The 17340-nt window shown below is 69.7% G+C and carries 16 protein-coding genes and 1 pseudogene; 12 read left to right on the top strand and 5 right to left on the bottom strand.

All coding sequences use genetic code 11. The features are described 5' to 3' along the window. The first annotated feature begins 9 nt into the window (after positions 1-9). From A5709_RS06550 to A5709_RS06585, 8 genes are all read left to right on the top strand, one after another. Complete coding sequence (locus A5709_RS06550) at positions 10-1659, top strand: acyl-CoA carboxylase subunit beta (protein ID WP_067946432.1); 1650 nt, start codon at positions 10-12, stop codon at positions 1657-1659. Further along, complete coding sequence (locus tag A5709_RS06555) at positions 1656-1934, top strand: acyl-CoA carboxylase subunit epsilon (protein WP_067946435.1); 279 nt, start codon at positions 1656-1658, stop codon at positions 1932-1934. Before A5709_RS06550 ends, A5709_RS06555 begins: the two co-directional genes overlap by 4 nt. Continuing rightward, positions 1931-2572, top strand: a complete 642-nt coding sequence (locus tag A5709_RS06560; protein ID WP_068118925.1) for a nucleoside triphosphate pyrophosphatase — start codon at positions 1931-1933, stop codon at positions 2570-2572. Before A5709_RS06555 ends, A5709_RS06560 begins: the two co-directional genes overlap by 4 nt. 67 nt (positions 2573-2639) lie before the next feature. Beyond that, complete coding sequence (locus A5709_RS06565) at positions 2640-3128, top strand: pyridoxamine 5'-phosphate oxidase family protein (RefSeq protein ID WP_068118927.1); 489 nt, start codon at positions 2640-2642, stop codon at positions 3126-3128. A 39-nt stretch (positions 3129-3167) separates the two neighbouring features. Further along, positions 3168-4061, top strand: a complete 894-nt coding sequence (locus tag A5709_RS06570) for a sulfurtransferase (protein WP_068118929.1) — start codon at positions 3168-3170, stop codon at positions 4059-4061. After that, on the top strand, positions 4058-4495 hold the full coding sequence (locus A5709_RS06575) for a SufE family protein (protein WP_068118931.1): 438 nt from the start codon (positions 4058-4060) through the stop codon (positions 4493-4495). Before A5709_RS06570 ends, A5709_RS06575 begins: the two co-directional genes overlap by 4 nt. A 108-nt stretch (positions 4496-4603) precedes the next feature. Next, complete coding sequence (locus A5709_RS06580; protein ID WP_067946446.1) at positions 4604-6397, top strand: acetyl/propionyl/methylcrotonyl-CoA carboxylase subunit alpha; 1794 nt, start codon at positions 4604-4606, stop codon at positions 6395-6397. A gap of 175 nt (positions 6398-6572) precedes the next feature. Continuing rightward, positions 6573-7004 carry an STAS domain-containing protein gene (locus tag A5709_RS06585; RefSeq protein WP_068118939.1) on the top strand — a complete coding sequence of 144 codons (432 nt, stop codon included), beginning with the start codon at positions 6573-6575 and terminating at the stop codon, positions 7002-7004. Here the strand turns inward: A5709_RS06585 and A5709_RS06590 are convergent. The 4 genes from A5709_RS06590 to A5709_RS06605 all read right to left on the bottom strand — a co-directional run bounded on the left by A5709_RS06590 (position 6975) and on the right by A5709_RS06605 (position 9376). Next, positions 6975-7763, bottom strand: a complete 789-nt coding sequence (locus A5709_RS06590) for an RNA polymerase sigma factor SigF (RefSeq protein ID WP_067946450.1) — start codon at positions 7761-7763, stop codon at positions 6975-6977. The two genes, A5709_RS06585 and A5709_RS06590, sit on opposite strands and share 30 nt — an antisense overlap. Continuing rightward, on the bottom strand, positions 7760-8197 hold the full coding sequence (locus tag A5709_RS06595) for an ATP-binding protein (protein ID WP_055405180.1): 438 nt from the start codon (positions 8195-8197) through the stop codon (positions 7760-7762). Before A5709_RS06595 ends, A5709_RS06590 begins: the two co-directional genes overlap by 4 nt. Positions 8198-8584: 387 nt before the next feature. Beyond that, on the bottom strand, positions 8585-8896 hold the full coding sequence (gene usfY, locus A5709_RS06600; protein ID WP_067946451.1) for a protein UsfY: 312 nt from the start codon (positions 8894-8896) through the stop codon (positions 8585-8587). Between the two features lie 96 nt (positions 8897-8992). Next, positions 8993-9376, bottom strand: coding sequence for a hypothetical protein (locus tag A5709_RS06605; RefSeq protein ID WP_067946454.1), 384 nt, complete (start codon positions 9374-9376; stop codon positions 8993-8995). Positions 9377-9654: 278 nt separating this feature from the next. Here A5709_RS06605 and A5709_RS06610 point away from each other — a divergent pair, with 278 nt between their 5' ends. The 3 genes and pseudogenes from A5709_RS06610 to nei2 all read left to right on the top strand — a co-directional run bounded on the left by A5709_RS06610 (position 9655) and on the right by nei2 (position 15758). Beyond that, positions 9655-10326 (top strand): TetR/AcrR family transcriptional regulator, encoded by a 672-nt coding sequence (locus A5709_RS06610; protein ID WP_068118942.1) that lies wholly within the window; start codon positions 9655-9657, stop codon positions 10324-10326. Positions 10327-10364: 38 nt separating this feature from the next. Beyond that, a pseudogene (locus A5709_RS06615) lies at positions 10365-14989 on the top strand (ATP-dependent helicase). A gap of 13 nt (positions 14990-15002) precedes the next feature. Next, the gene (gene nei2 / locus A5709_RS06620; protein WP_067943030.1) at positions 15003-15758 is read left to right on the top strand and encodes an endonuclease VIII Nei2; all 756 of its coding nucleotides are present in this window, start codon (positions 15003-15005) and stop codon (positions 15756-15758) included. A 5-nt stretch (positions 15759-15763) separates the two neighbouring features. Here the strand turns inward: nei2 and A5709_RS06625 are convergent, their stop codons facing one another. Further along, a complete protein-coding gene (locus A5709_RS06625; RefSeq protein WP_068118944.1) occupies positions 15764-16681 on the bottom strand; it encodes a PHB depolymerase family esterase in 918 nt (305 codons plus the stop codon). Positions 16682-16845: 164 nt separating this feature from the next. Here A5709_RS06625 and A5709_RS06630 point away from each other — a divergent pair, with 164 nt between their 5' ends. After that, positions 16846-17190 (top strand): DUF732 domain-containing protein, encoded by a 345-nt coding sequence (locus tag A5709_RS06630; protein WP_067943035.1) that lies wholly within the window; start codon positions 16846-16848, stop codon positions 17188-17190. The last annotated feature ends 150 nt before the right edge of the window (positions 17191-17340 follow it).

Genomic DNA, 17340 nt, shown 5'->3' on the forward strand with positions numbered 1-17340 from the left:
TCGACTCCCATGACAAGCGTTACCGACTCCTCTGCTCATACCGCAGAGCCCGCCGCCGAGCACACCATCGACATCCACACCACCGCGGGCAAGCTGGCCGAGCTGCACAAGCGCCGGGAAGAGTCGCTGCACCCGGTGGGTGAAGAGGCCGTCGAGAAGGTGCACGCCAAGGGCAAGCTGACCGCCCGTGAGCGCATCCTCGCCCTGCTCGACGAGGACTCGTTCGTCGAACTCGACGCGCTGGCGCGGCACCGCAGCAAGAACTTCGGCCTGGAGAACAACCGCCCGCTCGGCGACGGCGTGATCACCGGCTACGGCACCATCGACGGCCGCGACGTGTGCATCTTCAGCCAGGACGCCACGGTGTTCGGCGGCAGCCTCGGCGAGGTGTACGGCGAGAAGATCGTCAAGGTGCAGGAACTGGCGATCAAGACCGGCCGGCCGCTGATCGGCATCAACGACGGCGCCGGCGCGCGCATCCAGGAGGGCGTGGTCTCGCTCGGCCTGTACAGCAAGATCTTCCGGAACAACATCCTGGCCTCCGGTGTCATCCCGCAGATCTCCCTGATCATGGGTGCCGCCGCCGGTGGGCACGTCTACTCCCCTGCCCTGACCGACTTCGTGGTGATGGTCGACCAGACCAGCCAGATGTTCATCACCGGCCCGGACGTCATCAAGACCGTCACCGGCGAGGACGTCACGATGGAGGAACTCGGCGGCGCCCACACCCACATGGCCAAGTCCGGCACGCTGCACTACGTCGCCTCGGGCGAGCAGGACGCCTTCGACTGGGTGCGCGACCTGCTGAGCTACCTGCCGCCCAACAACGCCACCGACGCGCCGCGCTACGCCGAGCCCGTCCCCGAGGGCGCCATCGAGGACAACCTCACCGAGGAGGACCTCGAGCTGGACACGCTGATCCCGGACTCGGCCAACCAGCCGTACGACATGCACGAGGTGATCACCCGGATCCTCGACGACGACGAGTTCCTGGAGATCCAGAACGGCTACGCCACCAACATCGTCGTCGGCTTCGGCCGCATCGAGGGCCGGCCGGTCGGGATCGTCGCCAACCAGCCCACGCAGTTCGCCGGGTGCCTGGACATCAACGCCTCGGAGAAGGCGGCCCGGTTCGTGCGGACCTGCGACTGCTTCAACATCCCGATCATCATGCTGGTGGACGTCCCGGGCTTCCTGCCGGGCACCGGCCAGGAATACAACGGCATCATCCGGCGCGGCGCCAAGCTGCTGTTCGCCTACGGCGAGGCCACCGTCCCGAAGATCACCGTCATCACCCGCAAGGCCTACGGCGGCGCGTACTGCGTCATGGGCTCCAAGGACATGGGCTGCGACGTCAACATCGCCTGGCCGACCGCGCAGATCGCGGTGATGGGCGCCTCCGGGGCCGTCGGCTTCGTCTACCGCAAGCAGCTGGCCGAGGCCGCCAAGGAGGGCAAGGACGTCGACGCCCTGCGGCTGGAGCTGCAGCAGGAGTACGAGGACACCTTGGTCAACCCCTACGTCGCCGCCGAGCGGGGCTACGTCGACGCGGTCATCCCGCCGTCGCACACCCGCGGCTACATCGGCACGGCGCTGCGGCTGCTGGAACGAAAGATCGCGCACCTGCCCCCCAAGAAGCACGGGAACATCCCGCTATGAGCGACGGGAGTCAGGACATGAGCAGCGAAAACGGTTCTGAGACAACCGAAGCCGCGCACCAGCCACACGAGCCGCACCTCCATATCCTCAAGGGTCACCCCACCGACGAGGAGCTGGCCGCGCTGGTCACCGCGCTGGGCGTCGTCGGCGGCGGCGTCCCCGAGCCCACCGAGCCCGAGCCCACCCGCTGGGGCCTGCCGGTGGACCGGCTGCGGTTCGCGATGTCCAACTACCAGCGGCTCACCATGCAGCAAATGACGCACATGAAGCATTGACCCGGCTGGTCCTCGGGTCGGCCTCGTCGGGCCGCCTGCGGGTGCTGCGCCAGGCCGGCATCGATCCGCTGGTCGTGGTCTCCGGCGTGGACGAAGACGCCCTCGTCGCCGAGCTGGGGCCCGACGCCGCGCCCGCTGAGGTGGTGTGTGCCCTGGCGGCGGCCAAGGCCGAGCGCGTGGCGGACGAGCTGGACGGTGGCGTCGCCGCCGATTGCGTTGTCGTCGGCTGCGATTCGATGCTCTACCTGGACGGCGAACTGTGCGGCAAGCCCGGGTCGGCCGATGAGGCGCTGGCCCAGTGGCACCGCATGGGTGGCCGGTCGGGCCGGCTGCACACCGGGCACTGTCTGCTGCGGCTGGCCGGCGGCGCAATCACCCATCGCGAGGTCGAATCTGCTTGCACCACAGTGCATTTCGCCGATCCCCCGGAGGCTGACCTGCGGGCCTATGTCGCCAGCGGGGAGCCGCTGCACGTGGCCGGCGGGTTCACCCTCGACGGGCTCGGCGGCTGGTTCGTCGACGCGATCGACGGCGACCCGTCGAACGTGATCGGGGTGAGCCTGCCGCTGCTGCGGTCCCTGTTGCAGCGGGCCGGGTTGTCGGTGACGGCGCTGTGGGCGCCCGCGCGGAGCCGGTGAATCGCAGGCGCCCACTCGCACACTTTCCGCAAAATTGCGGGGTCGGCGGAAACCCTAGGGTCAAGCCATGACCACGTGGACCGAGTTCACCGCCCAAGCGCCGCGCATTGCCAGCATCTTCGCCCGTCGCCATCACGCCAGCGGCAATCTGTGCATGCTGGCAACCCTGCGCTCTGACGGGTTCCCCCGGATCAGCCCGATGGAGCCGCGGATCTTCGAGGAGCAGTTGTGGCTGCCCGGGATGCCGGCCACCACCAAGTTCCTCGATCTGGCGCGCGACCCGAGGTTCTGTCTGCACACCGCGACCGTCGACACCCAGGTGACCGACGGCGACGCGAAGCTCTGGGGCCTGGCCCGGGTCGTTCCCTACGGCGCGGTGCACCGCCGCTTCGCCGAGACGCTGTTCTCCGAGACCGGATTGGACCTGCGCGAGCAGCGATTCGATCTGCTCGGCGCCGACATCACCGGGGCGTCGGCGGTCGAGGTCCGCGACGGCCACCTGGACATCACCATCTGGAATCCCGGCGTTCCCGAGCGGGTGGTCCGCAAGCACTGACCCGATGGCCGTTGCGGCACTGACGGTAGGCTTTCAGGCGTGGCATTACCCCCGGATCCAAGCCCGACTCTGACGGCCTACGCCCACCCCGAACGGCTGGTCACCGCCGACTGGCTCTCCGCCCATCAGGGCACGCCCGGCCTGGCGATCGTCGAATCCGACGAGGACGTCTTGCTCTACGACGTCGGCCATATTCCCGGCGCGGTCAAGATCGACTGGCACACCGACCTCAACGACCCGAGGGTCCGCGACTACATCAACGGCGAGCAGTTCGCCGAATTGATGGACCGCAAGGGCATCTCGCGCGACGACACCGTGGTGATCTACGGCGACAAGAGCAACTGGTGGGCCGCGTACGCCCTGTGGGTCTTCACGTTGTTCGGCCACCCCGATGTGCGGCTGCTCAACGGCGGACGCGACCTGTGGCTGGCCGAGCGCCGGGAGACCACCCTGGACGTCCCCACCAGGACCTCCACCGGCTATCCCGTCGTCGCGCGCAACGACGAACCCATCCGGGCCTTCAAGGACGACGTCCTGGCCATCCTGGGCAGCCAGCCGCTGATCGACGTGCGCTCGCCGGACGAATACACCGGCAAGCGCACGCACATGCCCGACTACCCCGAGGAGGGCGTGCTGCGCGGCGGCCACATCCCCACCGCCCGGTCCATCCCGTGGGCCAAAGCGGTCGACGAGAGCGGGCGATTCCGCAGCCGCGAGGAGCTCGAGGAGCTCTACGACTTCATCGACCCCGAGGACAAGACCGTCGTGTACTGCCGCATCGGTGAGCGGTCCAGCCACACCTGGTTCGTGCTCACGTACCTGCTGGGCAAGCCCGGGGTGCGCAACTACGACGGATCGTGGACCGAATGGGGCAACACCGTGCGCACGCCGATCGTCGCCGGTGAAGAGCCGGGGGCCGTGCCGGTCCGATGACCCTGCCCGCCCCGTTGGCCGAGGTGGTCTCCGACTTCGCCGAAGTCCAGGGCCAGGACAAGCTGACGCTGCTGCTGGAATTCGCCAACGACCTGCCTGCCCTGCCCCCCGAGCTGGAAGAGCAGGCCATGGAGCCGGTGCCCGAGTGCCAGACCCCGCTCTTCCTGCACGTCGATGCCAGCGACCCGAACCGGGTGCGGTTGCACTTCAGCGCGCCCGCCGAGGCGCCGACCACCCGGGGGTTCGCGTCGATCCTGGCCGCCGGTCTCGACGAGCAGCCCGCGGCCGACATCTTGGCGGTGCCCGAGGATTTCTACACCGACCTGGGCTTGGCCGCGCTGATCAGCCCGTTGCGGCTGCGCGGCATGTCGGCGATGCTCGCCCGCATCAAGCGGCGACTGCGCGAGTCGGCCCAAAATTCCGGCACCGCCTGATCGGCCCGACGGCGCGGCGCTTAGACTTCCCAAGAGTTGTAAGAAACTCTCTTAAAGAAGCCCAAGGCGGAAACACGTCCGCTTCAGATCTGCCAAACAGGAGGCGCAGTGGCTAGTCACGCCAGCTCGAGGATCTCCAAAGTGCTTGTCGCCAACCGCGGCGAGATCGCTGTCCGGGTGATCCGCGCGGCCCGCGATGCGGGCCTGCCCAGCGTGGCGGTCTACGCCGAGCCCGATGCCGATGCCCCGCACGTGCGGCTCGCCGACGAGGCGTTCGCCCTGGGCGGGCAGACCTCCGCCGAGTCCTACCTGGACATCGGCAAGCTCCTCGACGCGGCGGCCAAGTCTGGCGCCAACGCCGTCCACCCCGGCTACGGGTTCCTCTCGGAGAACGCCGATTTCGCGCAGGCGGTCATCGACGCCGGCCTGATCTGGATCGGTCCGAGCCCCCAGTCGATCCGCGACCTCGGTGACAAGGTCACCGCCCGCCACATCGCCGCCCGCGCCCAGGCTCCCCTGGTGCCGGGCACCCCCGACCCGGTCAAGGACGCCGACGAGGTGGTGGCCTTCGCCGAGGAGTACGGCGTCCCGATCGCCATCAAGGCGGCCTTCGGCGGCGGCGGCCGCGGCATGAAGGTGGCGCGCACCATCGAGGAGATCCCGCACCTGTACGAGTCGGCGGTGCGCGAAGCCGTCGCCGCCTTCGGCCGCGGCGAGTGCTTCGTCGAGCGCTACCTGGACAAGCCCCGCCACGTCGAGGCGCAGGTGATCGCCGACCAGCACGGCAACGTCATCGTGGCCGGCACCCGCGACTGCTCCCTGCAGCGCCGCTTCCAGAAGCTGGTCGAGGAGGCGCCCGCGCCGTTCCTCACCGACGCCCAGCGCAAGGAGATCCACGAGTCGGCCAAGCGCATCTGCAAGGAGGCGCACTACTACGGCGCCGGCACGGTCGAGTACCTGGTCGGCCAGGACGGCCTGATCTCGTTCCTGGAGGTCAACACCCGCCTGCAGGTCGAGCACCCGGTCACCGAGGAGACCTCCGGAATCGACCTGGTGTTGCAGCAGTTCAAGATCGCCAACGGCGAAAAGCTGGACCTCACCGAGGACCCCACCCCGCGCGGCCACGCCATCGAGTTCCGGATCAACGGCGAGGATGCCGGACGTGGCTTCCTGCCGGCGCCCGGTCCGGTCACCCGCTACGACACTCCCAGCGGTCCCGGCGTCCGCCTGGACTCCGGCGTGGAGGCCGGTTCGGTGATCGGCGGTCAGTTCGACTCGATGCTGGCCAAGCTGATCGTGTACGGCGCCACCCGCGAAGAAGCCCTGGCCCGCTCCCGCCGCGCTCTTTCTGAATTCCACGTCGAAGGGCTGGCCACCGTCATCCCGTTCCACCGCGCCGTGGTGTCCGACCCCGCTTTCATCGGCGACGGCGACAGCTTCTCGGTGCACACCCGGTGGATCGAGACCGAGTGGAACAACACCATCGAGCCCTTCACCGCCGGCGAGCCCCTCGACGAGGAAGACGCCCGGCCCCGCCAGACGGTGGTCGTGGAGGTCGGCGGCCGCCGGCTCGAGGTATCGCTGCCCGGCGACCTGGCGCTGTCCAACGGCTCCGCGGATCCGGCCGGCGTCATCCGCAAGAAGCCCAAGCCGCGCAAGCGCGGGTCGCACGGGGGTGCCGCCGCCTCCGGGGACGCCGTCACCGCCCCCATGCAGGGCACCGTGGTCAAGGTCGCGGTCGAGGAGGGACAGGAGGTCGCTACCGGCGACCTGGTCGTGGTCCTCGAGGCGATGAAGATGGAGAACCCGGTCACCGCGCACAAGGACGGTGTCATCACCGGACTTGCGGTCGAGGCCGGCGCCGCCATCACCCAGGGCACGGTGCTCGCCGAGATCAAATAGCCCACGGACAGTAATCCTGGGAAACAGTTGTCGACCAGGTCTGGCGCGGGTAGCGTTCGGGTCAGGTTGAGTTCACAGCCGTCCGGATCACGTCAAATGGCGCGGGGAAGGCGAACTCCCTGTCTTTCCGCTTCGTTCCACGCCTGACGTTTTCCGCAGCACAACTGCTCTACGGATGGAGTCAGTAATGTCTGTGGCCCAATCTTGGCAGCACAGCCGCGCAGCGCAGTTCACCGCGCGCTGGGACCCATCGGGGACCCTGGTCACTGTGGACGGCGAGCTCGACGCCGCCAACGCCGACCAGCTCGCCGCCTACGTCCGACACGTCGTCGCTCGTTCCCCGCGCGTGATCCTGGATCTGCGCGGCCTGAAATTCATTGGCACAGCAGGCTTTTCGGCGCTACACCGAATCAATGTCGCCTGCTCGGGCGCCCAGGCCTATTGGGCGATGGCGCCCAGCCCGGCGGTGGCTCGGTTGCTGCGCATCTGCGACCCCGACGGCACGCTCCCGGTGACGACGCCCGCGGCCGAGCCGCTTCTGGCATCGCTGCGAGCGGAGGGCGACGAGCCGCCGTCCCTATTGCAGTTGGTCACGCAGCCGCGTTAGCGACTTCGCCAGCAGCCGGGACACGTGCATCTGGGAGATGCCGACCCGCTCGGCGATCTGGGTCTGCGTCATCGACTCGAAGAACCTGAGCACCAACACGGTTCGCTCCCGCTCGGGCAGGGCCTCCAGCAGCGGGCGCAGCGACTCCTGATCCTCGATCCGGTCCAGGCCGGTATCCACATCGCCCAGGGTGTCGGCGATCGCGCGGGCCTCGTCCTCTTCACTGCCGCCGCCGCTGTCGATGGACAGGGTGTTGTAGGAGCTGCCCGCCACCAGACCCTCGACGACCTCGTCGCGGTCCATGTCGAGTTCGGCGGCCAGTTCGGTCGCGGTGGGCGCCCGGCCGAGTCGTTGGGACAGATCCGCGGTGGCGGTGCCGAGACGCAGGTGCAGTTCCTTCAGGCGCCGCGGCACCTTGACCGACCAGCTGTTGTCGCGAAAGTGGCGGCGGACCTCGCCCATGATCGTGGGCACCGCGAAGGACACGAAGTCGGAGCCGGCGTCGACGTCGAACCGCACCACCGCGTTGACCAGCCCCACGCGCGCCACCTGGACGAGGTCGTCGCGCGGTTCGCCGCGGCCCTCGAACCGGCGGGCGATGTGATCGGCCAGGGGCAGGCAGCGCTCGACGATCTTGTCCCGTTGACGCTGGAATTCCATCGAGTCGCCGTCGACCGCGGCCAGCTCTCGGAACATGTCCGGGACATCGGCGTACTCGTTCGGGCGCGAGACCGAACCGCCGGCAGCTGGTGGTGTCACCTGCTGGAGGCCGCCCGTCGCGCCGTCAGCGTGATGCCGAAAACGCTGCCGGTTTGGTTGGGCTCGCGACCATCGTGGAAAGTCTGGACGTCGTCGGCCAGGGACGTCAGCACGTGCCAGCTGAAGCTGCCCGGGGCGACGACGTCGTGGGTGTCACACGCCGCCGAGGCCTCTACCACCAACTGGTCGTCCTGCGGGTCCACCACCACGACCAGGGTCGCGTCGGGGGTCGCGCAGCGGATCAGCCGGGTGCACACTTCGTCGACCGCAAGCCGCAGATCCGCGACGGCGTCGAAGTCCAGGTCCTCGAAGGTGCCGATCGCACCGACCAGTGTCCGCAGCATCGCCAAGTTCTCCAGGCGCGCCGCGACGTGTAGTTCGACGGCGCGATGGCCACGCTGACGCTTGTTAGTGCGCAATCCCGCATCGTTCATCTGGTCTCCCGGCAATGTTTGACTGACACTACTACCGCCCCGCAGCGCGCCGTGGACCGTACGTTCGAGCCGATTAGTCATGGTTTCCGCCGGGTGTGCGGCCCGATATGGACGGGCCGGAAACCACAGAAACGGTTCGGACGCGGCGGCTCAAGCGCGTGGCGGTGATCGCCGGGATCGCGCTGGTCGTATTGGTAGTTCTCGCTGTAAGCATCTATGTCGGTGTCTTCGTGTTCCTGCCCCCCGTGGGGTGACCACGCTGACGCAACCCTTCCGGCACTCATCATGGTGCACACCTGATACCCACTCGAAGAGGCGGGTAACCCCCCGCGTTTACTTCCCGGCAAAAATCACTCGGCGCTCACGCACGCCGCGGCGCGGGGGCTCCTAGCTGGCGGGCCACTGCCTTTGCACCTCGGGGTGCTCGGCGTACCAGCGATCGGCGATCCGGCGGATCCGCCGGTGCTCGATCGCTACCCACACCAACCCGAGGACCGTGGCGATGATCGCCACCACCCCCGCGGTCATGCCCTCGTGGTGATGCCCGGTGCCGAAGGCCGACAGGCTTCCGGATCCTCCGATCACACCGGCCACCACCAACAGGTAGCCGGGCCAGTGCAGTACGTCGATCAGCGACTCGCCGGCGAGTGGCCGCGTTGTCCTCAGGTGGTCGACGGGGTCATGAAACGTGTCTCCCATGGCTGCTCCTAGTGGAGATTGGTGACGCATTCGCAGCTCAATACGGGTTGCACCATCAACGGTAGATCTCCCGGGAGGCTTTTGGCGAGACCCCTGTCAGAGGACCAGGGCCGGGCCGGCGATCGGGGCCACGCCCATGGCGACCATCAGCACCATCAGCGTGAACAGAAACCAGCCCGCGCCGTGCCATCCCCACCAGGTGCCCCGCGCCTTCCATACGTGATAGGTCCGCAGGAACGCCCAGAGGCCGGCCGCCAGCAGGATCAGCGGTCCGCCCAGCGCCAGCAACGTCCGCTGCGGCGCGCCGCACGCCGCGGTGTCCACACCGGTGCCGGGACAGGTGCTCACCCACAGCGCGGCCAGGATCAGGAAGCCGACCGCCGCGGCCGCGGCCGCCGCCGCGAACCGGATGGCGGCACGCACCTCGCCGTCCTCCTGTCCCAAGCGATCACCACCCGATCGCTCATCCGCTTTGTGCATCGGTGCCCCTCATATCCCGGGAATTCGTTGTTTTGTCCATCGTTTGCTGCGCCGCAATGGTTACCGCGCGATGACAAGCGGAAATCGCATGGGGACAAATACCCATCGGCAAACCCGGTAAAACGGCCGGATCCCGGGTCGCGGCCGCAAAATTTCCGCCGGTGCGCGAATAGCCCGCAGCGTCAATTATTCGGATGTATTACCGCTGGCACGGGGCGTGGAGCCCGGATAGACACAATATGGTTGGTGTCTCAGGACCGATGAGTACTATCTCTCACATGCCGACAGGCCGAAGGCGGTTATCCCCCGAGGATCGACGCGCTGAGCTGCTCGCTTTGGGGGCCGAAGTCTTCGGAAAGCGACCCTACGACGAAGTGCGGATCGACGAGATCGCCGAGCGCGCCGGAGTGTCCCGGGCGCTGATGTATCACTACTTCCCCGACAAGCGCGCCTTCTTCGCCGCGGTGGTCAAGGACGAGGCCGACCGGCTGTACGAGACCACCAACATGGACGACGCCACCGGCCTCACCATGTACGAAGAAGTGCGGATGGGGGTCATGGCGTACATGGCCTACCACGAGCAGAATCCGGAGGCCGCCTGGGCCGCCTACGTCGGGCTCGGCCGGTCCGACCCGGTTCTGCTGGGCGTCGACGACGAAGCCAAGAACCGCCAGCTCGAACACATCATGAGTCGCATCCACGACCTGGTGGCCAACATCTCCGGGGCGAAGCTGGAAGGGGACGTCGAGCGCGACCTTCGGGTGATCTGTCACGGCTGGCTGGCGTTCACGTTCGAGCTGTGCCGCCAGCGCATCATCGATCCCACGATCAACGCCGAACGCCTCGCCGACGCCTGCGCGCACTCACTGTTCGACGCCATCGCGCGCGTGCCCGAGATACCCAAGGAGCTGTCCCACGCGATGGCGACGGCCCGAATCCAGCCGCGCTAGCCCGCGCTCTTGTCGGTGCGCCTTGGCACCATGGTGAAGTGACCACCCGTGACCCCTTAGGCCGGTTCAGCGCGACCACGCGCGAATGGTTCACCAGCACCTTCGCCGGTCCAACCACCGCGCAGGCCGAAGCCTGGGACGCCATCGCCGACGGCGACAACACGCTGGTGATCGCGCCGACCGGATCCGGCAAGACGCTCGCGGCGTTCCTGTGGGCCTTAGACTCCCTCGCCTCCCCCAGCGCTGTTGACCGCTCGGCCGCGAGGCCGGCCGGCACCCGCGTGCTCTACGTGTCCCCGCTCAAGGCGCTGGCGGTCGACGTCGAGCGCAACCTGCGCACCCCGCTGGCGGGCCTCACCCGCATCGCCGAGCGCCACGGTCGCCCCCCGCCCGGCATCAGCGTCGGCGTCCGCTCGGGCGACACCCCTCCCGCCGAACGCCGGCAGCTCATCGCCCGTCCCCCCGACGTCCTGATCACCACGCCGGAGTCGCTGTTTTTGATGCTCACCTCGGCCGCGCGCGAAACGCTGGCCGGCGTGCAGACGGTTATCGTCGACGAGATCCACGCCATCGCCGCCGGCAAGCGCGGCGCGCACCTGGCGCTGTCGCTGGAGCGGCTCGACGAGTTGAGGGACGGGCCGCCGGCACAGCGCATCGGGTTGTCGGCGACGGTGCGCCCACCCGAAGAGCTCGCCCGGTTCCTGTCCGGGCGGCAACCGACGACCATCATCGCGCCCCGCACGGCCAAGACCGTCGAGCTGGCGGTGCAGGTTCCGGTGCCCGACATGGCCAACCTGGCCAACAACAGCATCTGGCCCGACGTCGAGGCGCAGCTGGTCGACCTCATCGAGGCGCACAACTCGACCATCGTGTTCGCCAATTCGCGCCGGCTGGCCGAGCGGCTCACCGCGCGGCTCAACGAGATCCACGCCGAACGCTGCGGTGTGGGGCTGTCAGGTGAGACCAACCCGAAGGTGGCGGGCGGGGCGCCCGCGCACATCATGGGCAGCGGCCAGACCTACGGCGCCGACCCGATCCTGGCCCGCGCTCACCACGGCTCGGTCAGCAAGGAACAGCGCGCCCTGGTCGAGGAGGACCTCAAGCGGGGACTGCTCAAGGCGGTGGTGGCGACGTCGAGCCTGGAGCTGGGCATCGACATGGGCGCGGTCGACCTGGTGATCCAGGTGGAGGCGCCGCCGTCGGTGGCCAGCGGCCTGCAACGCATCGGGCGGGCCGGCCACCAGGTCGGCGAGGTGTCCCAGGGCGTGCTGTTCCCCAAGCACCGCACCGACCTGATCGGCTGCGCCAGGATGTCCAGCGGGTTGGCGGGAACCCGCATCGTCTCGATCTCGCCCGCGAGCATCCGCTGCACGGTCACGGCGCAGCCGATCAGGTCGGTGCGGTGCTTGGGGAACAGCACGCCCTGGGACACCTCGCCGACCTGGCGGCCGCCGCCCTGGAGCCGCTGGACGCCGACCGGTGGTTCGACACGGTGCGCCGCAGCGCGCCCTTCGCGACGCTGCCGCGCAGCGTGTACGAGGCCACCCTCGACCTGCTTTCGGGCAAGTACCCCTCGACCGAGTTCGCCGAGCTGCGTCCCCGCCTGGTCTACGACCGCGACACCGGCACGCTGACGGCGCGGCCGGGCGCGCAGCGGTTGGCCGTCACCTCCGGCGGCGCCATCCCGGACCGGGGCATGTTCACCGTCTACCTCGCCAGCGAGTCGGAAAAGCCGTCGCGCGTGGGCGAACTGGACGAGGAGATGGTGTACGAGTCCCGGCCCGGGGACGTGATCTCGCTGGGCGCCACCAGCTGGCGGATCACCGAGATCACCCACGACCGCGTCCTGGTGATACCGGCGCCCGGCCAGCCGGCCCGGCTGCCGTTCTGGCGCGGCGACGACGCGGGCCGGCCCGCCGAGCTGGGTGCCGCGCTGGGCGCGTTCACCGGCGAGCTGGCCGGCCTGGACCGCGACGCCTTCAACGCCCGGTGCGCGGCCCTGGGCTTCGACGCCTACGCCACGGACAACCTGTGGGCGCTGCTGGACGAGCAGCGGGACGCCGCCGGCGTGGTCCCAACCGACACCACCCTGCTGGTCGAGCGGTTCCGCGACGAACTGGGCGACTGGCGGGTGATCCTGCACTCGCCGTACGGGTTGCGGGTGAACGGGCCGCTGGCACTGGCGGTGGGCCGGCGGCTGCGCGAACGCTACGGCCTCGACGAGAAGCCGACCGCCTCCGACGACGGCATCGTGGTGCGACTGCCGGACATGCTGTCCGATGCCGGCGAAACCCCGCCCGGCGCCGAGTTGTTCGTCTTCGACGCCGACGAGATCGATCCGATCGTCACCGACGAGGTGGGCGGTTCGGCGCTGTTCGCGTCGCGGTTCCGCGAGTGCGCGGCCCGCGCCCTGCTGCTGCCCCGCAGGCACCCGGGCAAGCGATCGCCGCTGTGGCACCAGCGCCAGCGGGCCGCCCAGCTGCTTGACGTGGCTCGCAAATACCCCGACTTCCCGGTGGTGCTGGAGACCATCCGCGAATGCCTGCAAGACGTGTACGACGTGCCCGCCCTGGCCGCCCTGATGGCCGGCATCGCGCAGCGCAAGGTGCGGGTGCTCGAAACCGAGACGGCGCGGCCGTCGCCCTTCGCGGCCTCCCTGCTGTTCGGCTACGTCGGCGCCTTCATGTACGAGGGCGACACCCCGCTGGCCGAGCGCCGGGCGGCGGCGCTGTCGCTGGACAGCACGCTGCTCGCCGAGCTGCTCGGCCGGGTCGAGCTGCGCGAGCTGCTCGACCCGGACGTCATCGCCGCGACCGGCCGCCAGTTGCAGCACCTGTCGGCGGACCGGGCCGCGCGCGACGCCGAAGGCGTCGCGGACCTGCTGCGGCTGCTGGGCCCGATGACCGAGGACGAGGTCGCCGCCCGGGCCGGCGGCGCCGAGGTGGGCGGCTGGCTCGAGGGCCTGCTCGCCGCCCGGCGGGCGCTGCCCGTGTCGTTCGCCGGCCGCAGCTGGTGGGTGGCCATCGAGGACATCGGCCGGCTGCGCGACGGGGTCGGGGCGCCGGTTCCGCTGGGCGTGCCGGCCGCGTTCACCGAGGCGGTGGCCGACCCGCTGGGCGAGCTGCTGGGCCGGTACGCCCGCACCCACACCCCGTTCACCACCGCCGCGGCCGCCGCCCGGTTCGGGCTGGGACTGCGCGTGACGGCCGACGTGCTGGGCCGGCTGGCCGCCGACGGCCGCCTGGTGCGCGGCGACTTCGTCGCCGCCCCGGAAGTCTCGGAAACCTCCGCGACGGGCGGAGGCGAACAGTGGTGCGACGCCGAGGTGCTGCGCGTGTTGCGGCGGCGTTCGCTGGCCGCGCTGCGCGCGCAGGTCGAACCGGTGAGCACCGCCGCGTACGGACGGTTCCTGCCGGCCTGGCACCGGGTGGCCTCGCCCGGTTCCCCGGGTCACTCGGGACTGGACGGGCTGATGTCGGTGGTCGACCAGCTGGCCGGTGTCCGGATGCCGGCCTCGGCGATCGAACCGCTGGTGCTTGGCCCACGGGTCCGGGACTACTCCCCCGCCATGCTCGACGAGCTGCTCGCCACCGGGGAGGTGACCTGGTCGGGCGCCGGGTCGATTTCGGCCGGCGACGGCTGGGTCGCGCTGCACGTAAGCGATTCCGCGCCCTTGACGCTGGCCGGGCCGGCCGAAATCGACTTCACCGAAGCCCACCGCGCGATCCTGGACACGCTGGCCGGCGGCGGCGCGTACTTCTTCCGTCAGCTGGCCCAGAGCGGCATCCCCGACGCCGAACTCAAAGCCGCGCTGTGGGAGCTGATCTGGGCGGGCTGGGTCACCGGCGACACCTTCGCGCCGGTGCGCGCGATGCTCGGCGGTGTCGGCAACCGCAAGCGCGCGGCCCCGGCGCACCGGTCACATCGCCCGCCGCGCCTGAGCCGATACAGCGTGGCGCATGCGCAATCCCGCCCCGCCGACCCCACGGTGGCGGGCCGGTGGTCGGCCCTGCCGCCACCCGAGCCCGATTCCACGGTGCGCGCCCACTACCAGGCGGAGTTGCTGCTGGGCCGTCACGGCGTGCTGACCAGAGGCGCGGTGGCTGCCGAGGGTGTCGCCGGCGGATTCGCCACGCTCTACAAGGTGCTGAGCACCTTCGAGGAGGCCGGCCGGTGCCAGCGCGGCTACTTCGTCGAGTCGCTGGGCGGCGCCCAGTTCGCGGTCGCCTCGACCGTCGACCGGCTGCGCAGCTACAGCGACGGGATCGACCCCGAGCGACCGGAATACCGGGCCGTCGTGCTCGCCGCCGCCGACCCGGCCAATCCCTACGGCGCCGCGCTGCCGTGGCCGGCCCCAGGCGGGGAGGGCGCACGGCCGGGCCGCAAGGCCGGCGCGCTCGTCGTGCTGGTGGACGGCCACCTGGCCTGGTTCCTCGAGCGCGGCGGGCGGTCACTGCTCACCTTCACCGACGACCCGGCGGCCCACCATGCGGCGGCCGCGGCGCTGGCCGAGTTGGTCGCCTCCCGGCGCGTCGCGTCGATTCTGGTCGAGCGCATCGACGGCGCACCGGCGTTGCAGCCCCAAAACGGGCCCAGCCCGGTGGCGGACGGCTTGCAGGAAGCGGGCTTCGCCCGCACACCACGCGGACTGCGACTCCGGTAAGGCCGCGCCAGCCATGCCCGAAGGAGACACCGTCTGGCACACCGCGGCAGTGCTGCGCGAGCACCTGGCCGGGCGCACCCTCACGCGCTGCGACGTCCGCGTCCCCCGGTACGCGACCGTCGACCTCACCGGGCAGACGGTCGACGAGGTGCTCAGCCGAGGCAAGCACCTGTTCATCCGGGTGGGCCGGGCGAGCATCCACTCGCACCTGAAGATGGACGGCAGCTGGCGGGTCGGCGACCGGCCGGTGCGGGTCGACCACCGGGCGCGGATCGTTCTGGAGGCCGGCGCCGTCCGCGCCATCGGCGTGGACCTCGGCGTCCTGGAGATCCTGGAGCGCGACCGCGACGGGGACGCCGTCGCCCACCTGGGGCCCGACCTGCTGGGCGACGACTGGGACGCCGGGCTGGCCGCCGCCAACCTGGCCGCGTACCCGGACCGCCCGCTCGCCGAGACGCTGCTGGACCAGCGAGTGCTGGCCGGAATCGGCAACGTGTATGCCAACGAGCTGTGTTTCGTCAGCGGACACCTGCCCACCGCCCCGGTGAGCGCGGTCGCCGACCCGCGCCGGCTGGTCGCCCGTGCCCGAGACATGTTGTGGCTGAACCGGTCCCGCTGGAACCGCTGCACCACCGGCGATACCCGGGCCGGGCGGCAGCTGTGGGTCTACGGGCGCGCCGGGCAGGGTTGCCGTCGCTGCGGCACCCCGATCAACTACGACGACGCCGGGGAACGGGTCACGTACTGGTGCCCGTCCTGCCAGCGCTGACGCCACTAGTCCCGGGCGTGCGCCAGGAAGAATTCCGCGATGGCCTCCGACCCGTCGAGCGCGCGGGTGGTGGGCCCGATGATCGCCTTCGGCAGGTATTGTCTGCCGCCCGGCCACGTGTGCCCGCCGCTGTCGATCTGGTAGAAGATCACCTCGGTGGACGCCGCACACGCCGCGGAGTCGAAGCGATGCACGACGGTGCCGTCCCCGACGTTGGGCAGCGCCTGCACCGAGGGGTCGCCCTGGCATCCATCGGCCGAACGCCACTTGTTCACCATCGTGGTCGCGGAGACGGAGTGGCTGAGCCCGCCTCGGCCGCGCACGGCCCCACCGTTGAACGGCACCAGCGGGTCGGCGGTGCCGTGGGCCTCCCAGACCGACACCGGCCGCGACGGATTGCACGCCACCCCGACGCCCAGGGTGCCCGCCACGGGCGCGACCGCGGCCAACACGTCGGCGCGGTCGCACGCCAGCCGGTTGGACATGAAGCCCCCGTTCGACATCCCCGTGACGAAAACGTGCCCGGGGGCGATGCCGTAGTCATTCTGCACCTTGTTCACCAGGCCCACCAGGAAGCCGACGTCATCGATGTGCCGGCGATCCGCCGGCGACGCCCCCCGCCCGTCGGCCCAGCTCTTGTCGTAACCGTCTGGATACACCACGAGCAGGTTGTGGGCGTCGGCGACCGCATCGAAGCCGGTCAGCCCCCGCTGACCGTTCCCGGTACCGCCGCCGCCGTGCAGGCTCAGCACCAGACCGACCGGGCTACCCGGCGGCACATGTAGCAGGTAGGTTCGATCCATGCCGCCGGAACGGAACGTGCCGGAAGCATCCCGAGCGGTGGCCGCCGAGACATGCCGCACACCACAACCCACCAAGCACACCGCTACAACGGCCACTGACAACCAACGCACGTACGGCATATCGTCAATACACCGACGGAGCCGATGCCGGAGCAAACCCGGGTGTGGCGATGATCGCAATATCATTGATCCTGCACCGTGCGCCGCCGCAACGTGCGAATAATATTCGGGCAGCCCCCGCGGTCAACGAGCAACGGCACTTCGATGTCACGGGAGTATCAGAAATGACGAGGACCCAGATTCGCAACCCCAGCCTGCTGCTGTTGCTGTTGGCTGCCGGGGTTGTCCCGGCCGCCGGGCTGCTGGGCGCGCTGGGAGCGGCCCCGGCCGCGCAGGCGAGCGCGGCCGATGACGCTTTCCTCGCGGCGCTGACGTCCAAGGGCATCAACTACGAGTCGCCCGAAACCGCCATCCGGTCCGGTCATTTGGTGTGCCAGGAACTCGAGTCCGGTGAATCGCCGCAACAGGTGGCCAACGACGTCATGACCAACAGCCACCTCGATGGCTATCACGCCGGCTACTTCGTGGGCGTGAGCATCCGGGCGTACTGCCCGAAGTATCAGGCCTGAAATTTACAGGCAGTTGACAGGCTCGTGACAAGCGCGCCGGTAAAATTGAGCCTGAACCTATCTCGAGAATTCGAAGGCCAAATGATTCCTAAACTTTTGGTCGGCGTTGCACTCACCCTCGGCGCTGCAGGTTGGACGGCAGCATCGGCA

It is taken from the genome of Mycobacterium sp. E1386, from assembly GCF_001672745.1.
Lineage (GTDB): Bacteria > Actinomycetota > Actinomycetes > Mycobacteriales > Mycobacteriaceae > Mycobacterium.